The 23,292-nt window shown below is 40.7% G+C and carries 19 protein-coding genes and 1 other annotated feature; of the genes, 9 read left to right on the forward strand and 10 right to left on the reverse strand.

Features of this window, described 5'->3' with window-relative positions:
- Positions 1 to 5: 5 nt before the first annotated feature.
- Both MHI11_RS17825 and MHI11_RS17830 read right to left on the reverse strand, forming a co-directional pair.
- Entirely contained in the window at positions 6 to 1,097 is a 1,092-nt protein-coding gene (locus MHI11_RS17825; protein ID WP_044139367.1) for a DUF4097 family beta strand repeat-containing protein, read from the reverse strand.
- Positions 1,098 to 1,108: 11 nt separating this feature from the next.
- Positions 1,109 to 1,444 (reverse strand): membrane protein, encoded by a 336-nt coding sequence (locus MHI11_RS17830; protein WP_044139366.1) that lies wholly within the window; start codon positions 1,442 to 1,444, stop codon positions 1,109 to 1,111.
- A gap of 197 nt (positions 1,445 to 1,641) precedes the next feature.
- Here MHI11_RS17830 and MHI11_RS17835 point away from each other — a divergent pair, with 197 nt between their 5' ends.
- Positions 1,642 to 1,872 carry a hypothetical protein gene (locus MHI11_RS17835; protein WP_003213489.1) on the forward strand — a complete coding sequence of 77 codons (231 nt, stop codon included), beginning with the start codon at positions 1,642 to 1,644 and terminating at the stop codon, positions 1,870 to 1,872.
- Positions 1,873 to 2,105: 233 nt separating this feature from the next.
- On the opposite strand, the gene uvrA is transcribed toward MHI11_RS17835, so the two are convergent.
- The 3 genes from uvrA to MHI11_RS17850 all read right to left on the reverse strand — a co-directional run bounded on the left by uvrA (position 2,106) and on the right by MHI11_RS17850 (position 7,516).
- Complete coding sequence (uvrA, locus tag MHI11_RS17840) at positions 2,106 to 4,982, reverse strand: excinuclease ABC subunit UvrA (RefSeq protein ID WP_044139365.1); 2,877 nt, start codon at positions 4,980 to 4,982, stop codon at positions 2,106 to 2,108.
- A 7-nt stretch (positions 4,983 to 4,989) separates the two neighbouring features.
- The gene (gene uvrB, locus MHI11_RS17845; protein WP_340961886.1) at positions 4,990 to 6,975 is read right to left on the reverse strand and encodes an excinuclease ABC subunit UvrB; all 1,986 of its coding nucleotides are present in this window, start codon (positions 6,973 to 6,975) and stop codon (positions 4,990 to 4,992) included.
- A 295-nt stretch (positions 6,976 to 7,270) separates the two neighbouring features.
- Positions 7,271 to 7,516: a CsbA family protein gene (locus MHI11_RS17850; protein WP_012011392.1), complete on the reverse strand. Its 246-nt coding sequence runs from the start codon at positions 7,514 to 7,516 to the stop codon at positions 7,271 to 7,273.
- Positions 7,517 to 7,800: 284 nt separating this feature from the next.
- On the opposite strand from MHI11_RS17850, the gene MHI11_RS17855 reads away from it, so the two are divergent.
- The 6 genes from MHI11_RS17855 (at position 7,801) to MHI11_RS17880 (ending at position 15,727) form a co-directional block, all read left to right on the forward strand.
- On the forward strand, positions 7,801 to 10,332 hold the full coding sequence (locus tag MHI11_RS17855; protein ID WP_044139362.1) for a PEP/pyruvate-binding domain-containing protein: 2,532 nt from the start codon (positions 7,801 to 7,803) through the stop codon (positions 10,330 to 10,332).
- 90 nt (positions 10,333 to 10,422) lie between these two features.
- Positions 10,423 to 10,995, forward strand: coding sequence for a TetR/AcrR family transcriptional regulator (locus MHI11_RS17860; protein WP_060597371.1), 573 nt, complete (start codon positions 10,423 to 10,425; stop codon positions 10,993 to 10,995).
- A gap of 42 nt (positions 10,996 to 11,037) precedes the next feature.
- Complete coding sequence (locus MHI11_RS17865) at positions 11,038 to 12,372, forward strand: MFS transporter (protein WP_340961889.1); 1,335 nt, start codon at positions 11,038 to 11,040, stop codon at positions 12,370 to 12,372.
- 276 nt (positions 12,373 to 12,648) lie between these two features.
- On the forward strand, positions 12,649 to 13,632 hold the full coding sequence (locus MHI11_RS17870; RefSeq protein ID WP_044139359.1) for a YncE family protein: 984 nt from the start codon (positions 12,649 to 12,651) through the stop codon (positions 13,630 to 13,632).
- The gene (locus tag MHI11_RS17875) at positions 13,629 to 14,315 is read left to right on the forward strand and encodes a response regulator transcription factor (RefSeq protein WP_044139358.1); all 687 of its coding nucleotides are present in this window, start codon (positions 13,629 to 13,631) and stop codon (positions 14,313 to 14,315) included. Before MHI11_RS17870 ends, MHI11_RS17875 begins: the two co-directional genes overlap by 4 nt.
- Positions 14,312 to 15,727 (forward strand): HAMP domain-containing sensor histidine kinase, encoded by a 1,416-nt coding sequence (locus tag MHI11_RS17880; protein WP_044139357.1) that lies wholly within the window; start codon positions 14,312 to 14,314, stop codon positions 15,725 to 15,727. The genes MHI11_RS17875 and MHI11_RS17880 overlap by 4 nt, the downstream gene beginning before the upstream one ends.
- 212 nt (positions 15,728 to 15,939) lie before the next feature.
- Here the strand turns inward: MHI11_RS17880 and MHI11_RS17885 are convergent, their stop codons facing one another.
- Positions 15,940 to 17,289, reverse strand: a complete 1,350-nt coding sequence (locus tag MHI11_RS17885; RefSeq protein WP_003212968.1) for an amino acid permease — start codon at positions 17,287 to 17,289, stop codon at positions 15,940 to 15,942.
- A gap of 75 nt (positions 17,290 to 17,364) precedes the next feature.
- Positions 17,365 to 17,589: a binding site (T-box leader), on the reverse strand.
- Between the two features lie 90 nt (positions 17,590 to 17,679).
- Entirely contained in the window at positions 17,680 to 18,354 is a 675-nt protein-coding gene (locus MHI11_RS17890; RefSeq protein WP_044139356.1) for an NAD(P)H-dependent oxidoreductase, read from the reverse strand.
- A 229-nt stretch (positions 18,355 to 18,583) separates the two neighbouring features.
- On the opposite strand from MHI11_RS17890, the gene MHI11_RS17895 reads away from it, so the two are divergent.
- Entirely contained in the window at positions 18,584 to 18,949 is a 366-nt protein-coding gene (locus MHI11_RS17895; RefSeq protein ID WP_003213136.1) for a winged helix-turn-helix transcriptional regulator, read from the forward strand.
- A gap of 10 nt (positions 18,950 to 18,959) precedes the next feature.
- On the opposite strand, the gene MHI11_RS17900 is transcribed toward MHI11_RS17895, so the two are convergent.
- The 3 genes from MHI11_RS17900 to ctpB all read right to left on the reverse strand — a co-directional run bounded on the left by MHI11_RS17900 (position 18,960) and on the right by ctpB (position 22,362).
- The gene (locus MHI11_RS17900; RefSeq protein WP_340961892.1) at positions 18,960 to 20,147 is read right to left on the reverse strand and encodes a PDZ domain-containing protein; all 1,188 of its coding nucleotides are present in this window, start codon (positions 20,145 to 20,147) and stop codon (positions 18,960 to 18,962) included.
- A 68-nt stretch (positions 20,148 to 20,215) separates the two neighbouring features.
- A complete protein-coding gene (locus tag MHI11_RS17905) occupies positions 20,216 to 20,569 on the reverse strand; it encodes a swarming motility protein SwrAA (RefSeq protein ID WP_003212923.1) in 354 nt (117 codons plus the stop codon).
- 344 nt (positions 20,570 to 20,913) lie between these two features.
- A complete protein-coding gene (ctpB, locus tag MHI11_RS17910; protein ID WP_340961894.1) occupies positions 20,914 to 22,362 on the reverse strand; it encodes a carboxy-terminal processing protease CtpB in 1,449 nt (482 codons plus the stop codon).
- 153 nt (positions 22,363 to 22,515) lie between these two features.
- Here ctpB and MHI11_RS17915 point away from each other — a divergent pair, with 153 nt between their 5' ends.
- The gene (locus MHI11_RS17915) at positions 22,516 to 23,256 is read left to right on the forward strand and encodes a sulfite exporter TauE/SafE family protein (protein ID WP_044139352.1); all 741 of its coding nucleotides are present in this window, start codon (positions 22,516 to 22,518) and stop codon (positions 23,254 to 23,256) included.
- The last annotated feature ends 36 nt before the right edge of the window (positions 23,257 to 23,292 follow it).

The raw sequence follows: 23,292 nt of genomic DNA on the forward strand, positions 1-23,292 counted from the left end.
TAGAATCACTCCTTGTCTGATTGGTGCTTTACTTGTATTGAACCTGTTTTTGTTTCTGCAAAAATGGATATACTGTTCACTGCCTGTTGGTTGGCTTTGATCATTTTCTCTTTTTGTAATGTCTCATTTTTCTCTTTAATCATCTCTGCATCAAGCAAATCGTGAGAAATAGACCCAAGATTGCTTTTCAGCTCAGCGGTCACTGCACACGCACGCGGGATCTGGACGTCCACACTGCCTGTTGTCGTTTTCGCATAAATGGAACGGCACTTTTCATCCGACAGCTGAACCGCTATGTTTCCGTTAAAGCTTTGGGCATCAATTGATTCACTTTTCCCGCGTAGGTCAATGAGCCCATTGATGGTTTCTACTTCAATCATACCACACTCGTGATCCGCCAGTTTAATTTGTCCGTTTGCTGTTTCAATTCCAACCTTTTCAGCCTGTAGAGAGGCAAAAGAGACAACACCATTGGTGGTTTTCGCAGCAAGTTCTTTTGTCTTTAGCTTTTCCCCGCGAATCGGACCATTAAACAGTTTAACCTTGATTTTATCGTATTGGATACGCGGTACATATAAAGTGACATTGACTTTCATCGTCTTCTTTTCGGTCCGGATAAAAAATTTATCCCCTTCGAGGCCGCAGTCCAATTGATTGAGAAATTGCTGTCTTGCCTGCTCTCCGTCTTCTGCACGGTAGATTTTCGCATGGCATTCTGCTCGAATATCGCCATCGTCCCAAGGCATCACATTGAGACTGCCGTTCGCCAATTGAATATCTAAATGAGAGAGCGAAGCGTCTTTGAACTGAAAAATGTGCTCAACGTCGACCGACTGCCCAAAGTTCAAATCAAGATCTACGTCTTTCACCTTTTTCACCGCAGAATCTAACCAGCCAAACAGCTTTGCACCAAGATTTTCGGTACCAGTTCCTTTGCTCTCTGTGCCAGCTTTTTCTTCATGAAAGGTGTGGTCAGCCGTTGATTTTTCTAATGAAACAGACGGACTTTCCTCCAGTTTTTCAAGCAGCGTAATCGCTTCTTTTGCCGATAATGTCCCGTCTTCTACTAATTTTAAGATGCGTTCTTTTTCATTCATACAAAGCCCTCCTACGATTTGATGGATTGAAGTACTTTAATACCTTGAATGATATTCCAAATGACAGAGATCAAAAAGCCAATGGCGACTAAAAAGGACAGGATGAGCATCGTGATCACTGGCATGAGTGAGTCACTTGCCTGTGTCGATAATAAAAATGGAATAGATCCAAAAACCAGCAACACGCACGCTGCGACTGGCAAAACATGTGACCACAATGCCCGCATCGCGTGCCGTTTCGGTTCCTTCTGGTCGACTACAAAATATGCCACGATCGGTACAATAAACGGCATAAAAAATACACTAAAATAACAAATTGATGCAATGATCGACTGATCTCTATTCATATATATTCGCTCCTTCATGATGAAAATTCCTTTCTAACTCATACGTTTATTGCGTATCAAAAGTTTCAAAATCATTCAATTTACATATGACCTTAGACACAAATTACATCTTTTTGCACCTAAGTGTAGATTCTTCACGGATTACCCTTTAAAATATGTTGAAAAGATGGTGATTATCATTATAGGGGGTAATTATTTTGACAGATCATCATAATACTAATCACACGGCTCAAACGCTTTTAGACCTTATACAGAAACAGAAAAGCATGAACAGCGATATGATCAGGGAGCTTGAGACCATTCATCCGTCTCACCCACAGTATGGTGATATCCGTTATTTAAAAGTACTGCTCGACAGCAGCAGCACGCATATTTTAAAGGATTTAACGCAACTCAGTCATTTAATGCCGAAGGAAGATGCGCAATAAAAGGAAAACCCCTCGATAAAGAGGGGTTTCAGATTGTTGACAAAGGGCTAAAATGTTCTTTATTTTAGCCCTTTGTCTTCTTTTCAGCGTGATAGAAAACCTTTGCAGTCCTAGGAAGGACGAGTACTGGCGCGGAGCGAATTTGACATTCGTGAGCACCAGCACGCAGGACTGACACCGAATGCGAGGGTTTGTCTACACGCTGAAACCCCTCGATAAAGAGGGGTTTTTTCTTATGACGATGTCACACGTTCCGTTTCTTTGACCAACTGTTTCATTCGTTTACGGTCACGCTCTAAAATAGGCTTTAAGTATCGACCAGTGTAAGAAGCTTTTTCTTTTGCAATTTGCTCAGGAGTCCCAGAGGCAATGATCGTTCCGCCGCCTGCACCGCCCTCTGGTCCGAGATCAACGAGGTAATCAGCAGCCTTAATAATATCAAGGTTGTGCTCAATCACTAGCACCGTATCTCCGTTTTCGACCAAACGCTGAAGCACTTTTAATAAACGGGCAATATCATCTACATGCAGACCTGTTGTCGGCTCGTCTAAAATATAAAGAGACCTTCCGTTTGAACGGCGGTGAAGCTCAGATGCCAATTTCACACGCTGCGCCTCTCCCCCGGACAATGTCGTCGCAGGCTGTCCAAGTGTAATGTACCCTAGTCCAACATCAAAAATCGTTTGAAGCTTCCGCTTAATTTTCGGGATGTTCTCGAAAAATTGGAGTGCGTCCTCCACGGTCATTTCAAGCACATCAGCAATGTTCTTCCCTTTATATGTGACCTCAAGTGTCTCGCGGTTATACCGTTTCCCGTGGCACACCTCACAAGGCACATACACATCAGGTAAAAAGTGCATTTCGATTTTAATGATGCCATCTCCGCGACATGCCTCACAGCGTCCACCTTTGACGTTAAAGCTGAATCTACCTTTTTTATACCCTCGTACCTTTGCTTCATTGGTTTGTGCAAACACATCCCGCACATCATCAAATACGCCTGTATACGTGGCAGGGTTGGATCTCGGCGTACGACCGATTGGAGATTGATCAATATCAATCACCTTATCTAAGTGATCCATTCCTTTGATTTCTTTGTGCTGTCCTGGCTTCGTCTTCGCTCTGTGCAGTTTTTGCGCAAGTGATTTTAATAGAATTTCATTCACAAGCGTACTTTTCCCTGAACCTGACACACCGGTCACAGCTGTAAAGATGCCTAGAGGGAACTTCGCATTGACGTTTTTCAAGTTGTTTTCTTTTGCCCCTTTGATCTCAATGTAGCGGCCGTCAGACTTTCTTCTTTCAACCGGTAGCGGGATAAATTTCTCTCCAGATAAATATTGTCCTGTTAAAGATTTCTTGTCCTTCATGACTTCTTCCGGCGTCCCAGCTGAAATCACTTCTCCTCCATGAACTCCTGCTCCAGGTCCAATATCAATCAAATAATCAGCGGCTAGCATTGTATCCTCATCATGCTCTACGACAATGAGGGTATTCCCGATGTCGCGCATGTTTTTCAATGTCCCGATCAACCGGTCATTATCACGCTGATGCAGGCCAATGGATGGTTCATCTAATATATAAAGAACACCCGTCAGCCTTGACCCAATTTGAGTCGCCAGACGAATCCGCTGCGCCTCTCCACCCGATAGTGTGCCAGCCGACCGGCTCAAAGTCAGATAATCTAATCCCACATTATTTAAGAAGGACAAGCGCTCTTTGATTTCCCGTAAAATGAGCTGGGCAATCTGCAAATCTTTCTCAGACAACTCGATTTCACCATATAAATCAAGGGCATCAGAGACAGACAAATCAGTGATTTCTCCGATATGTTTACCATTGATCAGAACCGCAAGCGTCTCTTTTTTCAGACGATATCCTTTACATGTCGGACATGGCTGGTTCGCCATATACTTCTCCATTTGCTCACGAATATAATCAGAGCTGGTTTCCTTATAGCGTCGTTCAATGTTACGAAGAACACCTTCAAATTCAATTTCATTTTCACGTACCTGACCAAAATCATTTTCATATTTAAAATAAATCCGTTCAGAGCCGCTGCCATATAAAATTTTATCGAATAAATGCGACGGTATATCTTTCACTGGAATGTCCATGTCGATGCCGTAATGTGTACATACTGCCTCAAGAAGCTGAGGATAGTATTGTGAGCTCTGCGGCTCCCAAGGGGCAATGGCATGCTGTCGTAACGTCAAATCCTTATTAGGAATGACAAGCTCAGGGTCAACTTCTAGTTTAGAGCCAAGCCCATCACAGCTCGGACAGGCACCAAAAGGACTATTAAATGAAAACATTCTCGGCTCAAGCTCACCAATAGAAAATCCGCAGTGCGGACAGGCATGATGTTCACTGAATAACAGCTCTTCTTGTCCAATCACGTCAATCATCACACGGCCTTCACCTAGTCGCAGCGCCGTTTCAAGGGAGTCAGACAGCCGAGCCGCAACGCCTTCCTTCACCACGATTCGGTCAATCACGACTTCAATGGAATGCTTCTTGTTCTTTTCAAGCTCGATCTCTTCTGATAGATCTTCCATCTCTCCATCGACTCTTACTCGCACATAGCCTTGCTTTCGAATTTGATCAAGTACTTTAACATGTGTTCCCTTGCGGCCAGATACGACCGGCGCAAGCACTTGCAATTTCGTTCTTTCTGGATATTCTAAAATACGATCTGTCATCTGCTCAATCGTTTGGGACGTAATTTCAATCCCATGTATCGGACAAATAGGTTTCCCAACTCGAGCATACAAGAGTCGTAAATAATCATAGATTTCAGTAACGGTTCCAACTGTTGATCTAGGGTTCCGGCTCGTCGTCTTCTGATCAATACTAATCGCCGGAGAAAGACCTTCAATGGCATCTACATCCGGTTTATCCATTTGACCGAGAAATTGGCGCGCATACGCTGAAAGAGATTCAACGTACCTGCGCTGACCCTCTGCATAAATGGTATCAAAGGCAAGAGACGATTTTCCTGAACCAGATAACCCCGTGATGACCACTAGCTGGTCACGCGGGATATTCACATCAATATTTTTAAGGTTGTGGGCTCTAGCACCTTTCACCTCTATTCGTTCCATAGCCATCAGGCAATCATCCTTCCGCTTTTAGCTCTAGCAATAGATCTCTTAATTCTGCTGCTTTTTCAAAATCAAGCGCTTTTGCTGCATCTTTCATTTCCATCTCGACTTTTTCGATCACTTTTTCTCGTTCTTTTTTGCTCATTTTTGACAGCTTTGGTGCTGTATTTGTTTCATATTCTTCCGATTCCTCATGTATCTTTGTTGCTTTAATGGCATCTCTGATTTTCTTATGGATGGTTTGCGGAGTAATTCCATATTTCTCATTATACGCCTCTTGCTGCTCTCGTCTTCGCTTCGTTTCTTGAATCGCAATATCCATTGATTTGGTCATTTTATCTGCATACATAATGACTCTGCCTTCTGAATTTCTCGCTGCCCGGCCAATCGTCTGGATAAGGGATCTTTCAGAACGTAAAAAGCCTTCTTTATCTGCATCTAAAATCGTTACGAGCGACACCTCTGGAATATCCAGTCCTTCACGAAGAAGGTTGATTCCCACAAGCACATCATATTTTCCGAGACGTAAATCGCGAATAATCTCAATCCGCTCAAGGGTCTTAATTTCTGAATGCAGATAATTGACCTTGATTCCGATCTCTTTTAAGTAATCTGTAAGATCCTCAGACATTTTCTTCGTCAGCGTCGTCACGAGTACACGTTCATTTTTCTCAACCCGCGCATGAATTTCTCCAATTAAGTCATCAATTTGCCCTTCAATCGGACGCACTTCAATGATTGGATCAAGTAAACCTGTTGGACGAATAATTTGTTCCACAACCTCTGGGGTTTTCTCAAGCTCGTAAGGACCAGGAGTGGCAGATACATGTACAATATGATTAATATGCTTTTCAAACTCATCAAAGGTGAGCGGTCTGTTATCAAGTGCTGAAGGCAGACGGAATCCGTGATCAACCAACACTTGCTTTCTTGCTTGGTCCCCGTTGTACATCGCGCGTATTTGCGGTATTGTCACATGTGACTCATCGACAACAATCATAAAATCATCTGGGAAATAATCAAGCAATGTGTAAGGTGTTGAACCAGGAGGACGCAAGGTCAGGTGCCTTGAGTAGTTCTCGATTCCTGAACAAAAGCCCATTTCTCTCATCATCTCAAGGTCATATCTTGTCCGCTGCTCAAGACGCTGCGCTTCTAGCAATTTTTCATTATCTCCAAGTTTTTCGAGCTGCTCTTCAAGCTCTTGTTCAATATTAATAATTGCTTTTTCCATTTTTTCTTCTCTTGTGACGAAGTGAGATGCTGGGAAAATAGCCACATGCTCACGATCACCGAGTATTTCTCCAGTCAGTGCATCCACTTCACGAATACGTTCAATTTCATCACCGAAAAACTCCACTCTGATACAATGCTCATCACGTGAAGCAGGGAAAATTTCAACGACGTCTCCTCGTACTCGGAAGGTTCCGCGCTGAAAATCTATATCATTACGAGAATACTGAATGTCCACCAGCTTACGAAGAAGCTGATTGCGTTCAATCTCCATTTCAGTACGTAAAGACAGCACAAGCTCTCGATATTCCTCTGGCGAACCTAAGCCATAAATACAGGAGACACTGGCAATGATGATGACATCTCTCCGCTCAAATAACGAGGACGTAGCAGAGTGTCTCAGTTTATCAATCTCATCATTGATGCTGGCATCCTTTTCAATAAATGTATCAGTCTGAGGCACATACGCCTCTGGTTGGTAATAATCATAGTAACTCACAAAATATTCGACAGCATTATTCGGAAAGAATTCCTTGAACTCGCTGTATAGCTGACCGGCAAGTGTCTTGTTATGCGCAATGACAAGTGTCGGTTTGTTCACTTCTTTGATCAGGTTGGATACAGTAAAGGTCTTTCCCGTACCTGTAGCACCTAACAGCGTTTGATGCTGTTTTCCCTGATGGATCCCCTCAACAAGCTTTTCAATCGCCTTCGGCTGGTCTCCTTGGGGCTGATAGTTAGAAACTAATTCAAAGCGGTCACTCACATCAAAGCCTCCGTTTCGTTACGAAATCTATCTAATGAATATATTATCATAAAAGAACACAAAAATACGAACTAAAGTTCGGCTCTTGCTTGATTTTTATTTCCAATACAGTCATACCCTCTCTTCAATGGCAAATAACCCTCTTAAGAAAACCTTCCTTTTAGTATGGAACATTTTGGTGTGAGATATTCGATGAGCAGAAAAAGAGCACAAAAAGAAAGCTGCACTCACTAGAATTCGTAAGCACAGCTTATAAAACGTCATCTTTCTGCCTAACACGCTCTTGATGATGATATCAATGATGTTTTTCAGCCTTTTCTCTCTTTTCAATTTCTTTTTTAGCCATATATAATGCCCCAGCTACTAAAGAAATGATATCTAATCCCACAATAAAGTAGGTTTCTGTATAGCCCTTCATGTACGAGGCAAATAAAAGCGCTGCTGTTAATGCAATGCCCACATAATGATTATAAGTAACCTTTGAAAATAAAATAACGAGCAGGAAAGGAAAAACAAGTGCAAATATGGCTTTTGTAATCACATAAACCCTCCCTCTTCTTGGTCTACTCCCTTGATTATAGTAAAGATTGGCATATTGAACAATTCACAGTTTTCAATTTCACCTATTTTTCTTTCTGTTCGGAGACTTTTGTTATAGATATAGAAGGAAATTAGTGAGAATGTCCCCTTTGTAAAGATAGGTCTTTCCGTCTTTGACAGTAACATCCAATAAATCCTATGATTAAAATGATAGTGCGCACTATCATTTTAAAAACAATAGAGAGATAGACAAACCATTGGCTATTTGGATAAGGGGGCATTCCCATGTATTCAGTTTTATTTCATGCGGCTGAAGAATCCGCAGCACTCGCAGGGGCAAAAGGCCTGAATTTAATCAAATTAAACAATCACGGCCTGCCAGTCCCAGATGGATTTATTATCAAAACCAACAGCTTTTCAAGCTTTCTTTCATATCACAACCTGCATCCAACTGAACAAAACCTTGCTGACAAAATCAAAGAAGCATCGTTCCCTTCTCAAATGGAAGCAGAACTCCTTTCGTCCTTTCAATCATTGCGGAAGACTTATCCCTCAGTTGCAGTTCGATCCTCTTCTGTTGCTGAAGATCTCGAAGGCGCCTCATTTGCAGGACAGTACGAGACCTATTTAAATATCAAAACAAATGAAGAATTCTTACAGGCTGTCAAAGAATGCTGGTCTTCTTATTTTGGAGCGAGAGTGACAGAATATAAGGAAGAAATGGATGAAAACGAGGAAGAGATGCCGCTCATGGCTGTTGTCGTTCAAGGATTGATCCATTCTGACGTCTCCGGTGTCATCTTTAGTGAAAATCCCGTAACAGGAAAAACAAATGAAATGATGCTCACAGCAAGCTACGGACTAGGAGAAGCTATCGTCTCCGGGATTGTGACACCAGACACATTTATTGTAGACAAAGAGACACTTTCTATTGAAAAATCACTTGGAACGAAAGAACTGCAAATTGTACCTTATCAAGAAGGTGTCATTGAACAATCAGTAACTGAGGAAATGGCTGGTCAGTTTTGCCTGAATGATGACCAATTAGTAGAAATCACGCAAATCACCAAACAAGTAGAAACACTTTATGGTCATAGCGTCGATATCGAATTTGGAATAGCAAATGGCACATTTTATTTACTTCAAGCCAGGCCGATTACTGCAGTCCTCTCAAAAGCAGCAGATGAGACAGCGGGCGCTTCTTTTCAAATGCAGCCAGACGAGCTGCAGGATTTCTGGATCTCAATGGACGATCATATGCCGGGCCCAACAAGTCCTCTCTTTTCAAGTCTGATCATCCCAGCATTAAAAAGCGGTATGAAGAAAAATGGTGAAAAATATCAAGTGCCTGATCTGAATATTAAAGATATCAAGCTTTATAGAGGTCACCTGTATTCATCACCGTCCCTGCCTGAAGCGAGTGCAGAAACTGCACCAGTTTTTGATGAGAGCATATTTGAGTTATTTCCACATTTAAGTGAACGTATGTATGAGATTTTAGAGAAAAATTTCTTTCCCTTTTATGAAAAACTCGATCGCCAAATGAAGGAACCGATGATCATTGAAGACGCCATCGTCGGCTTCGAAAAATTAAAGACTTTTTATATACAAGCATACGATGATCATTTTGATATTGTCATACCTCAAGTCATTTTATCGACTATGATTGAAGACATGCTTGTGACGTATACTGGTGATCAATCACAAGTGATCCTGCTGCATGAGATGATGATAGGCGTGATGAACAAATCTCTTGAAACAGACAAGAAGCTATCTGATTTTGCAAAGAGTGTCCTTCAAGATACTGAACTTCATCAAGCGTTTATGAAGCATGAAAAGAACCCAGAGCTGCTTGATGCACTCACTCAATCGGAAAAAGGCAGACACTTCATTTCGGAATTAGAGGAATTTCTTCAAGTCTATGGCTGGCGATCTGTTAAAAGTCATGATCTTACGGAGGAGACATGGGCGGAAAACCCTGAGTTTATACTAGATATCATCAGAAACAACATTCAACACCAATGTGATTTTGATGAAGAATTTGCACAAGCCGTCATCAAAAGACAAGAGACATATGAACATTTTATGAGCCAAGTGAAGGATGAAGCGTTTAAAACGAAATTTGAGACACTTTATCAATTTGCTCTACAGGCCGCTAATATCCGTGATGATCACCACTTCTACATTGATGCCATGTTAGATGCTAAAGCCAGGGTATATCTATTAAAAATTGGTGAACTTCTTGTACAAAAAGGAGCGATTCCTCATCAAGAAGATCTATGGTATCTCTACGATGAGGAGGTACACACAGCGCTCACAACGTCTACAACATTTGATACGGTCATCGCACAAAGAAAAATTGACATGAAAGAAAATGAAGCCATTCAGCCACCAGCTTATATGGGCACCCCAACTGAATCTGAATTGCAGCAAGTAGAAAGAATGCTCGGTTCATTAAGAGAAAATGAAAACAACACAAGCGATATGATCTATGGAATTGGCGCATCTAGCGGTATTGTTTCTGGAAGAGTAAAAGTCATTACATGTGCTGAGGAATTCTCACAATTTCAAAAGGATGATATTTTAGTTTGCAAAACAACCACACCTTTATGGACGAGCTTATTTAGAGATGCAAAAGCAGTCATAACCGATGCTGGAGGCATTTTGTCTCATTCAGCTATTATTGCTAGAGAGTATATGATGCCAGCTGTCCTAGGTACCCGAATAGCGACTGAAACACTTCAATCCGGTGACCTTGTGACAGTAGATGGAAGCAATGGACGCATTCAGATATTAAAACAGCATGCACGTGCCTAACTTTATCATTTTGGATCATATTGGCGGTCATAGGTTTTATCGGTATACTTACTTTGTTGCAAACACATTCATGACCTGAGGTGAGTATGCTTGTTAAAATCTACAAATCAACGAATCATTCGCGCAACAATGGATTTGTTAACTGAAAAGGGCTATCAAAAAACCACAACCAAAGAAATAGCCACAAAAGCGAATGTCAGTGAAGCGACTATTTTCCGCAACTTTAAAAACAAACGCGGCGTCATTGCTGCCATTATGAAAATGAAATCAACACCGACAAAAACCTTAGAAGCAGAATTTAAAGGCGATTTATACACCGATTTAAAGTTTCTCGGTTCATATTTCCTTGAAGATTTAACTTCAAAAAAAGAATTTATTTATATCAGCATGCGAGAACCGGCTATGTTTAAAGATTTGACTAGTCATGAAAAAATTTATCCTCAAGAACTAAGGGAAATGCTGATACAATATTTCAAAAAGATGAGTGCTCAGCATCATGTCTTAAAAGGAAAAGAAGACATTTATGCAGACATTTTCATTAGTACGTATTTCGGTTTTTTTATTCAGCAGCTTGAGCAAGACTTCCAGCTCGTATTAACACAAAAAGATGATTTTATTGAGACATACACACACATTTTCATGAGAGGAATTTCTCCCGCTTAAAGGGTGGAATTCTTCTTTTTTCCAAAAGGTGGTATACACACATTGAAATTGCAAAAAGAGAGTTTGATCATCTATTCTTTGTTACTTGGAGCTATACTAGTTCCGGTCAACTCAACGATGATCGCAGTCGCTTTATCATCCATATCAACTTATTATGATCAATCCATTTCAAACATTACTTGGGTTGTCACGATTTATCTTATTGTCATGGCGGTCACCCAGCCTATCGCTGGTAAGTTAGGAGATATATACGGACACCGCCGCATGTATTTAACCGGAGTGACACTCTTTTTAATCGGCTCGATTGGCTGTGCTTTAGCACCTAATCTAGCATTTCTCATCATTTTTCGCTCCATTCAAGCAGCTGGCGGGGCTATTTTAACACCGAATAGCATTGCTTTGATTCGTGCAACAGTCTCACCAGAAAAGCTATCTAAAACAATGGGTTACTTTGGATTTGGTGCTGGTATTGGTGCCGCACTTGGGCCTTTTATTGGATCAATTCTCATTCAAAGTTTTGATTGGCATTCCATATTCTTAGTGAATATCCCATTCCTATTTCTTACACTAGTCACCGGTGTTTTACTTATTCCAAAGATAAAGCATACACGTATATACGCAAGAGTAGATATGATCGGTTCATTGTATTTAACCATCGGAATTGCCACAGTCATTCTATGCTCAAAAAGCCAGCTACTAAATGAATATTTAATTTATGGCATTCTAGCATTGATTGTCATTCCTTTATTTTTTAGACATATACGGAAAGTAAAGAATCCGATCATCGATTTGTCCCTATTTAAAAACAGTTCATTTACAAATGCGAATCTGTCGATCATGCTAAGTAATTTTGTGATGTATGCTATCCTTCTCATCATGCCACTGTTTATGGAACAGCAACTTGCCCTTTCTCATACACAAAGCGGTATGATTCTATCGGTATTTTCTCTTTGTATGTCTCTTAGCGGTTTATTAGGCGCAAGACTCCATCCAAAAAAAGGCGCGAAAAAAATGATTCGCTTTTCATTTCTCTGCCTTACTTTAACAGGCATCATGTTAATTACACTGAGTCAGTACCCAACCTTACCACTGCTGATCGTGACACTAGTCGCAGGTGGAATTTCATCAGGGATTGGTATGACAAGTATGCAGATGGCTTCTTTAACAGCTGTTGATCAAAGTTTATCTGGTTCGGCATCTGGTATTTTCTCAACCTTTCGATATTTTGGCAGTATCATTTCGTCGACTTTGATTGGTATCATGAGTGGTTTCCAACCTTTATTTATTGTATTAATGGGCGCAGGAATCCTTGGCTTCCTTTTATCCCAACGCGTCAAAACGAAATCTACCTCTCCATCATCTGGGCATTCTGCCTAATGACTCCCTGCGCTCTATGTCGATTTAGAGCGGGGGAGTTTTCATTATTTTTATCACTGTAAGCTATAGCTGGCACAGGAATCAAATATTGAAAATCCTTTTTTAAAGAGGAAAAAAAGCCATATGACTAGACAAAAAAGGAACTTTAAATTGAATTGTCCTCATTCATCCACCTAAGATCTGTTTTTCAACTCTTTCAGCATTGATAACTTCGATTTTTTTTCACAATTTTTGTGGTATGCTTTTTGAAAATAGAGGACGCAAAGGAGCGGAAGAATGGAACGTGTAAAATATGTTTTGATCTATTTATCAGCTCTATTGTTATTCCTGTCAGGCTGTGGAAAAGACCAGCAGTTTACTCCACCTGGCAGCTCTCAATCGATCGCGGTCATCTCTCAATTAAAAAAAGCCTCCTTTTCAATCGTTGATTTACAAAAGAATAAAATGATCTCTTCCGTTGATTTAAAACATCCGCTCACTGATCTTATCCAAATCAACAAAGACGTCATCATCGCAACTAGTAAAGAAGGAGAATCGCTTATCGAAATTAATTTAAAAAAAGGTACAGCAACAGATTATATGGATGTGAATAAAGGGCTGACTTCCCTTACATATGATGCAGCTTCTCACACCTTAATTGCAGCGGATTCACAGAAAAATGTCGTTTATTTTATTGATACGCAGCGTAAAAAAATAAAAGCAACTGTGAAGACAGGAAAGTTACCTTCTTCTATGACACTTTCTCCGTCAGGTACTTTATTTGTTTTAAATGCAGAAAGTCATACTGTCTCTGTCATAGATATTGAGAAGGAAAAACATATACGTACGTTCTCTGTACTTGAACGACCTTCTGGTATTCATTTTGATGGACAATCCATTTGGATCGGTGGTCACGGTAAACCAGGCACCTTAAATAAGAGCATTTTTGCTTACGACCCTCAAACAGGTAAAAAGCAGCGAGAAATAAAACTAGGCGTTATGCCTGTTGCATTCTTTTCAGAGAAAAATTCTTCTACTTTATATGTACTTTGTCATGGAGATCATACGCTATACAAAGTAGATACAGAGACGAATAAGCAGCTTGCTTCTGTTGAAACTGGTCAAAATCCGAATTATATCACCGCTGATACCACATCAATATATGTGAGTAACTTAGATGACAATTCAGTATCAATTATCGATAAACATACATTCATGATGAAAAATCGACTGAATGTCCCATCAGGACCTTATGCTATCGTGTTGGAGGAAAAGAAATGAAAGAACAAATGCATATTTTAATCGTAGACGATGAGTTCGATATGCTTGAGTTAATCGGGTCCTTCTTAAAAAGACAAGGCTTTCACATCATCACAGCTAGTAATGGATTGGATGCCTTACGTCAGCTTGAAAAAGAACCTGTTGACCTTGTAGTACTAGATATCATGATGCCTGATATGGATGGATTTGAAGTCTGCCAGCGTATCAGGCAAACATCTCAAATCCCCATCTTATTCTTAACAGCTAGAAGTTATGAGGAAGATCGAATTAGAGGCCTAGAAATTGGTGCGGATGACTACATCATGAAGCCTTTCAGTCTACGTGAGCTTGCAGCAAGAATTGAAACAACTTTGAGACGAATTAGAGGTCTTTCGCTAAAGCGCAGCCGCATACAGTTTGGTGACATAGAGATTGATCAGGATGGTAGACAAGTCTATATCCATCAGGAGCCCATTAATTTAACTAGAAGAGAATTCGATTTGCTCATGTTTCTTTTACTCAATCAAGGCCAAGTGTTTTCACGAGAACAGCTCTATCAAAAATTGTGGGAATCACATTCTACTAGTGGCTCATTACGAACAGTCGATACACATATCAAAACGCTGAGACTGAAATTAAAGGGAGCGGAACGGCATATAAAAACCGTTTGGGGTGTCGGTTATAAGTTTGAGGAGGAAGAATGAAGCCTTTATCGATTAAAAAGAAAGTGCTCTTCTTAATCCTTGTAGTGACCGGAATCGTTGCTGCCTCAGCTCTTGCCCTCACCTATTACTTATACCAGCACTTATATGTTGATAAGCAGATTGATTCCTTAAGTTTACAAGGTGAAAAGCTGGCACAAATCTATCATCAACACGGGAAAGATACGTATTTTACCGATAGAATAAAATGGGCTAACGACTCGAGTCAGGCGAACATTATTTTTACAGATGACCCAATGGAGCTTTCAAGTGGTCTTCCTTTTGATACGAACACAAATGATAACCTCATCACGTTTAAGGAACGCCAAAAGCTCCTTCAAGGGGAAACCGTCGTGTTGATTAGAGAACACTCACAGTTTCATCAAGATATTCTTGGCATCGCCATCCCTGTTTTCTCAAGCAAAGATGAGCTATCAGGGACAATTTTTCTATCCATGCCCTTATCGGATGTATATGAACCCTTTGTCCAAATCAGATTGACACTTGGCATATCCATTTTATTAATTCTGCTCCTGATTTTCTTTATCGGATATAAAAGCTCCAATAAAGTCGTTCGGACAATTAATCAAATGAAAGAAATTGCGATGGAAATGGAATCTGGCGATTTTTCAAAACGGATGGCTGTGACCAAAAACGGAGATGAATTAAACCAGCTGAGCCGCTCTTTTAACAAACTGTCTTCTACCCTTGAAAAGGTTGAGCAGCACCGCAGGGAATTTCTTGCGAATGTCTCCCACGAACTTCGAACTCCGCTAAGTTATATGAAAGGATATGCTGAAGGTATTGAAGAAGGGATCATTGATCAAAAAAAAGGAATGCACATCATCCAGGATGAGGCTGCACGTTTAAGCCGGCTTGTGAATGATCTTTTAGACCTTGCACAGCTAGAAGGAGATTCTTATCCACTAACGATGGAGCCAATCGTCTTTGCTCAGCTGATTCATGACGTTCTTGATCAAATGGCATTTATCGCTAATCAAAAGGGCATTTATCTGAAACGGACACTTGATGAGGATTGTATTGTGTATGGCGATAGCGATCGGCTGCAACAAGTGGTTCGTAATTTACTGGACAATGCCATTCATTACACTCCCTCTGGAAAATCGGTCTCGATTGAATTACTAGTTCACCAACATAAAGCTGAATTGAGAGTGACAGATGAGGGCAACGGCATTCCAAAAGAAGACCTTCCGCATGTTTCTGAGCGATTTTACCGAGTAAATAAGGCACGTACGAGAAAAGATGGCGGCTCAGGCCTTGGACTAGCTATTGTCTATCAAATCATGAAAAAACATCATGGCACGTTCGATATTCAATCTGAGCCAGGATACGGTACGACAGCCATCATCCAGCTGCCAAATACTCCAATCGATGAAGACCTGCATACGATATAATCAATTAGATTTTGTAGGTAAGGTCATTCGTTTCATCCAAATATACGCATCAGTCGCCTAAATTTGAACAGCTATTTTCAGCCCCTTTTTGATCATCTACTTTTATGCATCATTTCCTTTCAAAAGGATAGTCGATTGCTTTCGTTCAAACAATAAAACTGCATTAAAAAAAGCGTGCGAGACCTTCTTCAAAAGTCCTGCACGCTTTTAAATTAAACAGCTGTTTCAAACCGCTTTCTATTGATGAAGAAAGAAAGCGTGATGATGAGATAGATACCCATTGTGACCAAGGTTTGGACAATCGGAGTTGTTGATACTACGCCAATAAAAATGGCAATGATCGCAATGACAGAAAACCATGTTGTGAAGGGATACAGCTTGACGCGATATCCTCCTGGTGCTGCTACGCTTCGAGACTTTAGATGCCCGACAGCAATAATAAACCAAATGAATAAGACCGTGTAGCTTAAAGATCCCATTAAATAATTAAAGGTTTGACTTCCTACAAAAAGAGAGATTAATACGGCTGCATACAAAGTAGATGTACATACTAGAATCGCTCTGACTGGCACCTGCTGTTTCGACAGCTTCGAAAAGCCCTTCCATATACGGCCATCCATTGCCTGTGTAAATAGTACCCTTGAAGAAGCATACAGACCAGAGTTCATAGAAGACAAGATCGCTAATAAAATAATCCCGTTCATGATATCACTTGCATATGGCACACCAATCGTTGCAAACACTGTGACAAATGGGCTCACTTGTTCATTGTTTACTTGATTCCAAGGAATTAAGCTGACGATGATGAAGAACGGAAGTACATAAAAACCGATGATTCGTACAAATGTACTTTGAATGGCTTTTGGGATGACTTTTTCAGGGTTTTTCGTTTCTGCTAATGTAACCCCAATCATTTCAGTTCCGCCATATGAATACACGACCACCAGCATTGCCGCAATTAAGCCGCCTGTTCCATTCGGGAAAAATCCTCCGTGTTCGGTTAAGTTGGATAATCCCGGTGCTGCATGCTGTCCGAATGAGACAAACAGCATCGTTAACCCAATGATAATAAATAAAAGAATGACAGCAATTTTAATAGAAGCTAACCAGTACTCTGTTTCAGCAAACATTTTGACTGAACAAACATTGATCAATGTCACAACAAGTGAAATGATTAACACAAGTGTCCAAATCGGTACTTGTGGGAACCAGTACTGAATAAAGATTGCAGACACGATCGCTTCTGCTGCAATGTTCAACACCCACATTTTCCAATAGATCCAGTCTAAGAAATAGGCTGGGTATTTGCCTAACACAGGTTCAATTAGATCACGGAATGTTCTAGCGCCAGGTCGTGCAACTGTCATTTCGGCAAGTCCTTGCATAATAAATAATAAAATAAGACCACCAATCATATATGCCAAAATGACAGCAGGACCCGCGATATCAATGGCAGAACTGCTTCCTTTAAACAGACCAGCACCGATGGCACCGCCAAGTGCGAGCATCATAATATGCCTTGACGTCATTGTTCGTTTTAACTGCACATGTTCCTTTTCCATTTTCTATAGCTCCTTTAAATTTGAATCTTCAGACAAATATAAGATAAAAGCATATAAAAAGGCCAGTCATCTCCTTGAAGAGACGACTGACCTTGCAACCGCGTTACCACTCTTATTGACTCAGACATAGCTGAATCCAACTTGAAACCCAATAACGGAGGTCACACGTAAAGACTTACTATTCATTCAGTCTTGCCGCTCCTTGAGCGAGTTCAATGATCCGTTTTACTGCGTTGCACCAACCCGCAGCTCTCTTAGAAAACGGATATTCATTTACTATTCTCAAGTCAAAGCGTTTTATAGTCAATTTGTCTATTTATAAAAGATTTTATTTTTTAAATATACTGACTAACCACGCAATTGTCAACAGCCTTTTTCAGACATTTTCTTTTAACGAATCCAAACGGCTACTTCATCCATTGGACGACGCGTTTTGCCGCGCTTTGGCTCAATGACTCGATACCCAAAGGCAGCCATGACAGAGATGTCGTACTGACCATCTTCAAGTAATCCTTCTTCCTCAAGCATACGATGAATCTCATCGTAGCTGAATCCCTCAACAGGGCATGAATCAATGCCGATTTGTGCCGCGGCTGTCATCATATTTCCAAGGGCAATATACGTTTGTTTGGAAGCCCAATCGAAGAGCGTACGGTCAGTTTCCATCAAATGAAGATCATTCTCTTGGAATTGTTTGTAGCGTTCTTTTACCATCTCAAACGTTTCGTCTGTCATTCCTTTGATTTCCTTGTTGATGTATTCTGCATATGGTGAATCATACCGGGCGTCTGTTCTTGCCAAAATGATCACAAAATGGCTGGCAGTTGGAAGTTGCTTTTGCGCACCCCATGTATATTCTTTTAATTTCTCTCTAAATGCTTCATTTTGAACGACGAGGAACTTCCAAGGCTCAAAGCCGACAGAGCTTGGAGAAAGTCTTCCTGTTTCTAAAATGAACGCAAAGTCATCTTCTGAAATCTTTTTCGCCGGGTCAAACTCTTTTGTCGCATGACGGAATTCATACGCCTCAATGATTTCTTTTTTTAATTGCTCTTTGTCTCGCATGGTATTCATCCTTTCTAGTGAACGATTAGGGTGTGAAGTTTCACGAATCCAATTTCTTTCCATTCCCATATAGAAATTGTTATGATAAGAAAACGAACAGACCGAATGTGTGATGTGATACCTCTATGGTAAAAGAAAAGTTTCCTTTGATTCAAGTACGCACATTTTTGTTCGTTAGGTACAATCATGTTCGTTTATCACCCATTTCGTCTTAGAAAGGAGTGTAAAAATGAGTGCACCATCCAATCCAGTCAGTATTGTCAATCATGGCTGTCCCGTTTCAACCACCTCGAGTGTAATAGGAGGAAAATGGAAAGGAGTGATCCTTTATCATTTGACTTGCGGTCCAAAACGATACAACGAATTACGCCGGCTTCTGCCAAGAATTTCTCAGCGTGTTCTTACGCTGCAATTGCGCGAGCTAGAACAAGACGGCGTTGTTCACAGAGAAGTCTATGAGGAGGTCCCTCCTCGTGTCGAATATTCACTCACTTCTCTAGGAGATACGTTAAAGCCTATCATCTTCGCTATGCGTGAATGGGGCGAATCCTATGGAAAAGAAGCGCGTCCAAAAGAAAAAAGCTGCCATCTCTAGCAGCTTTTTTTTATGATGAAATCGCCGTTGATTCTTGCTGTGGATCATCCTTCACAAACAGGATGCCAAGCTGATGATGCTCCCCTTCGTAAGAAGCGCGTTTCTCAAACCTTGTCTGACCATTCAAGCCAATGATCTCAAGCTTTGTCAGAGCACGATTGGTTTGAAGGGCTTCGTAAAATTCCGAAACGGTTTTGACTTCAATTCCATTCACCTTTGTAATGACTTCTCCGATCTCAAGCTTTAAATCAGCTGCAGGTGTATTCGGAATGATTCCCAGCACCATTAGCCCTTGATTACGCTTAGAGAAGTAGAATGGAGCCGCATTGTCGTTAACTCTCTGTTTCCATGAAAGGATAGCTCTTCCGGCAATCGCTATCAATACAGCTGCCCATGCAATCGGCGTAAACCAAATACTTGCAGCACCTAGTAAAGCAACAGCGAGTCCAAGCATGAGAATACGCCGTGCCGTAATTTGAATGCTCACAATTGGCAGCGATCCTTGAATCCGCTGCCCGAAACCGATGATGTATGGAATCAAAATAAATGAAAAGCTTTGATCGTGTACTTGAAGCACCGGCCACCATGGCAGAGAAGAAGTAAATTCACCTGCCGGCATCAGCAAAACAAGCGGTAAAAGCCACAGACGGTTTGCCCGCTGCTGCCCAATCAAAAGTCCTCTCGCACTCATCACCATTGCAGGCGATGTTCGTAAATGCGCCGTTCGATAGGCTAGAATCCCCTCGGTCATTAATAAAAGACCTAGCAGAATAACAACGGCTGATGCATTCATCATTGAGAGCTGCGGCAGCCATGAATGACTCACTTGGACATACATGAGTCCTAGTGCCGCAATAAAACTGAAACCGAGTGTGTATGCAGACGAAAGCGCACTCGCCTTAAAGAATAAAGAGCAAACGATGGTCATCGCTGCAATCAGCACGATGAATCCAGGTGGGAGGGCAATCCCTAAGCCTACTGAAATGACGGATAGGCAAATCCCTAGAATCCATCCTTTTGAATATGTAAATTTAAGTTCATCGTATACATCTTCTATTCTTGTTTGAAACGCTTTTCTCTCCCGCTTTACGCGGATGTAGCCATGTAACAGGCTGATTAATATCATGAAATAAAAAAGAGGGTGGATTAAAAACAGACCGACCGCATTTAATCCAGCTCCCATCCACTCCGAGCTCATTATCGTTCACCGCCCAAGTCAAGCATTTTCTCTTATTCTATCAAATAAATCGATGCTTGACACCAGGTTTATTTCTCCTGATTCATCCAAAGTGTGACATTGGACAGTGAAAAATCTTTTAAGTAGTGATTGACATCTACATCTAGTATGCCGCCGAGCAGCTGCATCGACCTCTTGATGTCGGTTAAGTTTATACCAAGTCTCTTATGATTATCCATTAAATAATTGAAGTATATCTCAGCACAGTCTTCATCGATTTCGTCGACTGATTCTACCGTTGTGTAATTGACCAAGTACCTGCTTAACAGCATGAGCAGACTTAATGCCTTTGTAGCGGAAAACGTCACATCTTTCGAACGACTCTTAAGCTCCTCTACCAACTCGTAATATTTTTTCTCTCTCACAATACTTGCCCTTTTCAATTGTGTACCCCCATTTACTAGTTCTTTTAAGAAAAGCGCAAACCTCGGTACAGCTTAATGCTCAAGCTGAATATCCGCAAAAAATAAAATATTTAAAATGAGTGCTACTTTATATTGTAAGAATTATTTATGTAACATACAACTTTCAAAAGTTTCATTTTCATGACATGTTTAAATCAACAGAAAGTCTCTTATATAAATAAGTTATCGGGTAAAATCGAAGGAATGTTATGTTTTTTGTAAAATAAATGAATATATTTCTCGATATAATTTATTTTTAAGAATAAACTATTACATGTTTGTGACACTTATGAACCAAAAAAAAGAGGCATTTATTCGCCTCTTTATTTTTTAAGATATAGTGCTTTTAGTGCAGTCTGCAGTTGAAGATCATTTTTTTTATAGGATTTCACTTCATCCACCATTTTGTTCATCATTTTCGCTGTCTTCAGATCAATTACACCTGATTTATCGAGATTGTATGTGCTTTGGAAGGCTAATACCGCCTTTTTCGTTTCTTCATCAAAGTAGCCGTCTACTCTGCCGGGGTCGAATGACAATCCCTTTAATATCGTCTGTGCTTGTCTCACTTCTTCATTGTTCATATCAAGCTGAAGTGGTTCTTTCAGCTGAAGCGGTCCTACAGTAAAGTAATCTGGCTGATGAATCGCAATCGTTGGTACGACACCTTTTTTGTGAATCCAATTCCCTTTTGGCGTGAGCCATTTATACAACGTTAATTTAATGTTACTGCCGTCACCCATTGGAACCGCCTGCTGCACAGTGCCTTTACCAAAGGAGACATCACCGACGACTTCATATTTTCCGGCTTCTTTCATAGCACCAGCAAGTATTTCAGAAGCGGATGCACTGCCCTTATCAATTAAAACATTAACTGGGTAAGGCTTCTGTTCTTTCCGCTTTGAAAAATAGCGTTTCCTGTCGCCGTTCCGTTCTGCAATTTGAATATAAGGCTGATCCTTTGTGATAAAGTGCTTCAGAATGTCTTCTACACTTTGCAGATAGCCGCCAGGGTTTCCTCTCACATCAAGCACAAGACCTTCTATGCCCTTTTTCTCGAGCTGTTTCAGGCTTGACGTGAAATCCTTCGCAGTATCTTCTGAAAAGCTTGAGATCGCGATATAGCCTGTTTTATGACCATTCACCTCTTTCACAGAGGAAGTCACGGTTTCAAGTGGGATTTCTTCTCGTTTGATTTGGAACGTTAACTCTTTTTCAATCCCATTTCGTCTGATTTTCAGAGCGACGGATGTTCCTTTTTTCCCTCGTATTTTCAGTACAGCATCGTTTAAGCTTTTTTCTTTCATCGACTCACCATCAATGCTGATGATTTCATCTTTCGGCTTTAGACCTGCTTTTGCTGCAGGGGATTTTTTAAAGGCAGAGACGATAATGATTTTTCCTTCATCTATCCCCACTTCTGCCCCAATTCCCTCAAAAGAAGAATCAAGCGAATCAGAAAATTGCTTGGCGGTTTGCTTGTCCATGTATACTGAATACGGATCATTTAAAGTTGAAAGCATTCCTTGAATGGCGCCTTCAAGCAGCTTTTGGCGATCCACTTCCTCTACATATTCATTCGAAATAAGGTCATAGGCTTTCTCAATTTTCTCCATACCATTCTCTTTCGCCTTATCACTTGATTGAGCTTGTCCAGCCATTGCAGCAGCTGCTTGCGGTGACTCTGCATGAGTTCCCTCTTTATGCGTCATCACCCCTGCACTGATTAATAGAACGACACTTGCCATAATAGATGCGATTTGTTTTTTCATATTTGGCCTCCTTCTTCAACTCTTCCTGATGACCTGAGTTATTATATGCCAGAAGAAGGGATTTCATGTAAAGACATTCTGTCGCGAAGGCTTGACTAATTATTTTATTAGGTGTAATTTTTATTTTGTTATGATCGAGAAGGAGTCTTCGCTATGTATATTATATTGACGATGCTATTATTAGGAATTTTATTAGGATTTGTAGGTGCAGGCGGTGCTGGTTTTGTTATCGCATTGCTTACGTTAATTTTTGATATCCCTATCCATACCGCACTTGGGACATCTTTAGCCGCAATGGCATTTACGACGTTATCAGGTGCATACAGCCATTACCGGGAAGGGAATATTCAGCTGAAATCTGGTTTGATCGTCGGAGCTTTGGCTTGTTTTGCTTCCTTTGCGGGAGCTAAGATTGCTCCTTTTATCCCAGAAGGAAATCTGCACTATTTAACAGCTGGCATGCTCTTTTTATCCGCTGTGTTTATGATGATCAAATTATTTGTTCTGAAGGAAGAAGCTGAGCAGCAGCCGCTTTCTTCACATCAACTGCTCATAAGGGGTATTATTTTAGGACTTGTATCCGGATTGCTGTCAGGTATGTTTGGTATCGGGTCCGCACCATTTATCCAAGTAGGACTTTTGATTTTACTGAGACTTTCCATTCGACAGGCAGTTGGCACGACAATGCTTGTCATTATTCCGATTTCCATCGGTGGTGGAATTGGATATATTACAGAGGGCTATGTTGATTTTATCTTGCTGATTCAAATTTTAATCGGAACAGTATTAGGCGCATATATTGGCGCAAAATTCACACGCCTTGCACCGAAGCTTTTATTGAAATCGGCTGTACTGTTAACACCTATTATTGCCGGTTTACTGCTGTTATTTTAATTTTATTTAGAATAAGAAAAGCCGATAACGTGATGT

Origin of the sequence: Bacillus sp. FSL K6-3312, assembly GCF_038007485.1 — a bacterium.
GTDB classification, from domain to species: Bacteria; Bacillota; Bacilli; order Bacillales; family Bacillaceae; genus Bacillus; species Bacillus pumilus.

Bases quoted from the DNA above. Each gene is read 5' to 3' on its own strand.
- MHI11_RS17915 (WP_044139352.1), top strand. From the start codon at position 22,516: ATGTATATTATATTGACGATGCTATTATTAGGAATTTTATTAGGATTT.
- MHI11_RS17880 (WP_044139357.1), top strand. From the start codon at position 14,312: ATGAAGCCTTTATCGATTAAAAAGAAAGTGCTCTTCTTAATCCTTGTA.
- MHI11_RS17900 (WP_340961892.1), bottom strand. From the start codon at position 20,147: ATGAGCTCGGAGTGGATGGGAGCTGGATTAAATGCGGTCGGTCTGTTT.
- MHI11_RS17875 (WP_044139358.1), top strand. From the start codon at position 13,629: ATGAAAGAACAAATGCATATTTTAATCGTAGACGATGAGTTCGATATG.
- MHI11_RS17870 (WP_044139359.1), top strand. From the start codon at position 12,649: ATGGAACGTGTAAAATATGTTTTGATCTATTTATCAGCTCTATTGTTA.
- MHI11_RS17830 (WP_044139366.1), bottom strand. From the start codon at position 1,444: ATGAATAGAGATCAGTCGATCATTGCATCAATTTGTTATTTTAGTGTA.
- MHI11_RS17895 (WP_003213136.1), top strand. From the start codon at position 18,584: ATGAGTGCACCATCCAATCCAGTCAGTATTGTCAATCATGGCTGTCCC.
- MHI11_RS17885 (WP_003212968.1), bottom strand. From the start codon at position 17,289: ATGGAAAAGGAACATGTGCAGTTAAAACGAACAATGACGTCAAGGCAT.
- MHI11_RS17890 (WP_044139356.1), bottom strand. From the start codon at position 18,354: ATGCGAGACAAAGAGCAATTAAAAAAAGAAATCATTGAGGCGTATGAA.
- ctpB (WP_340961894.1), bottom strand. From the start codon at position 22,362: ATGAAAAAACAAATCGCATCTATTATGGCAAGTGTCGTTCTATTAATC.
- uvrA (WP_044139365.1), bottom strand. From the start codon at position 4,982: ATGGCTATGGAACGAATAGAGGTGAAAGGTGCTAGAGCCCACAACCTT.
- MHI11_RS17825 (WP_044139367.1), bottom strand. From the start codon at position 1,097: ATGAATGAAAAAGAACGCATCTTAAAATTAGTAGAAGACGGGACATTA.
- MHI11_RS17855 (WP_044139362.1), top strand. From the start codon at position 7,801: ATGTATTCAGTTTTATTTCATGCGGCTGAAGAATCCGCAGCACTCGCA.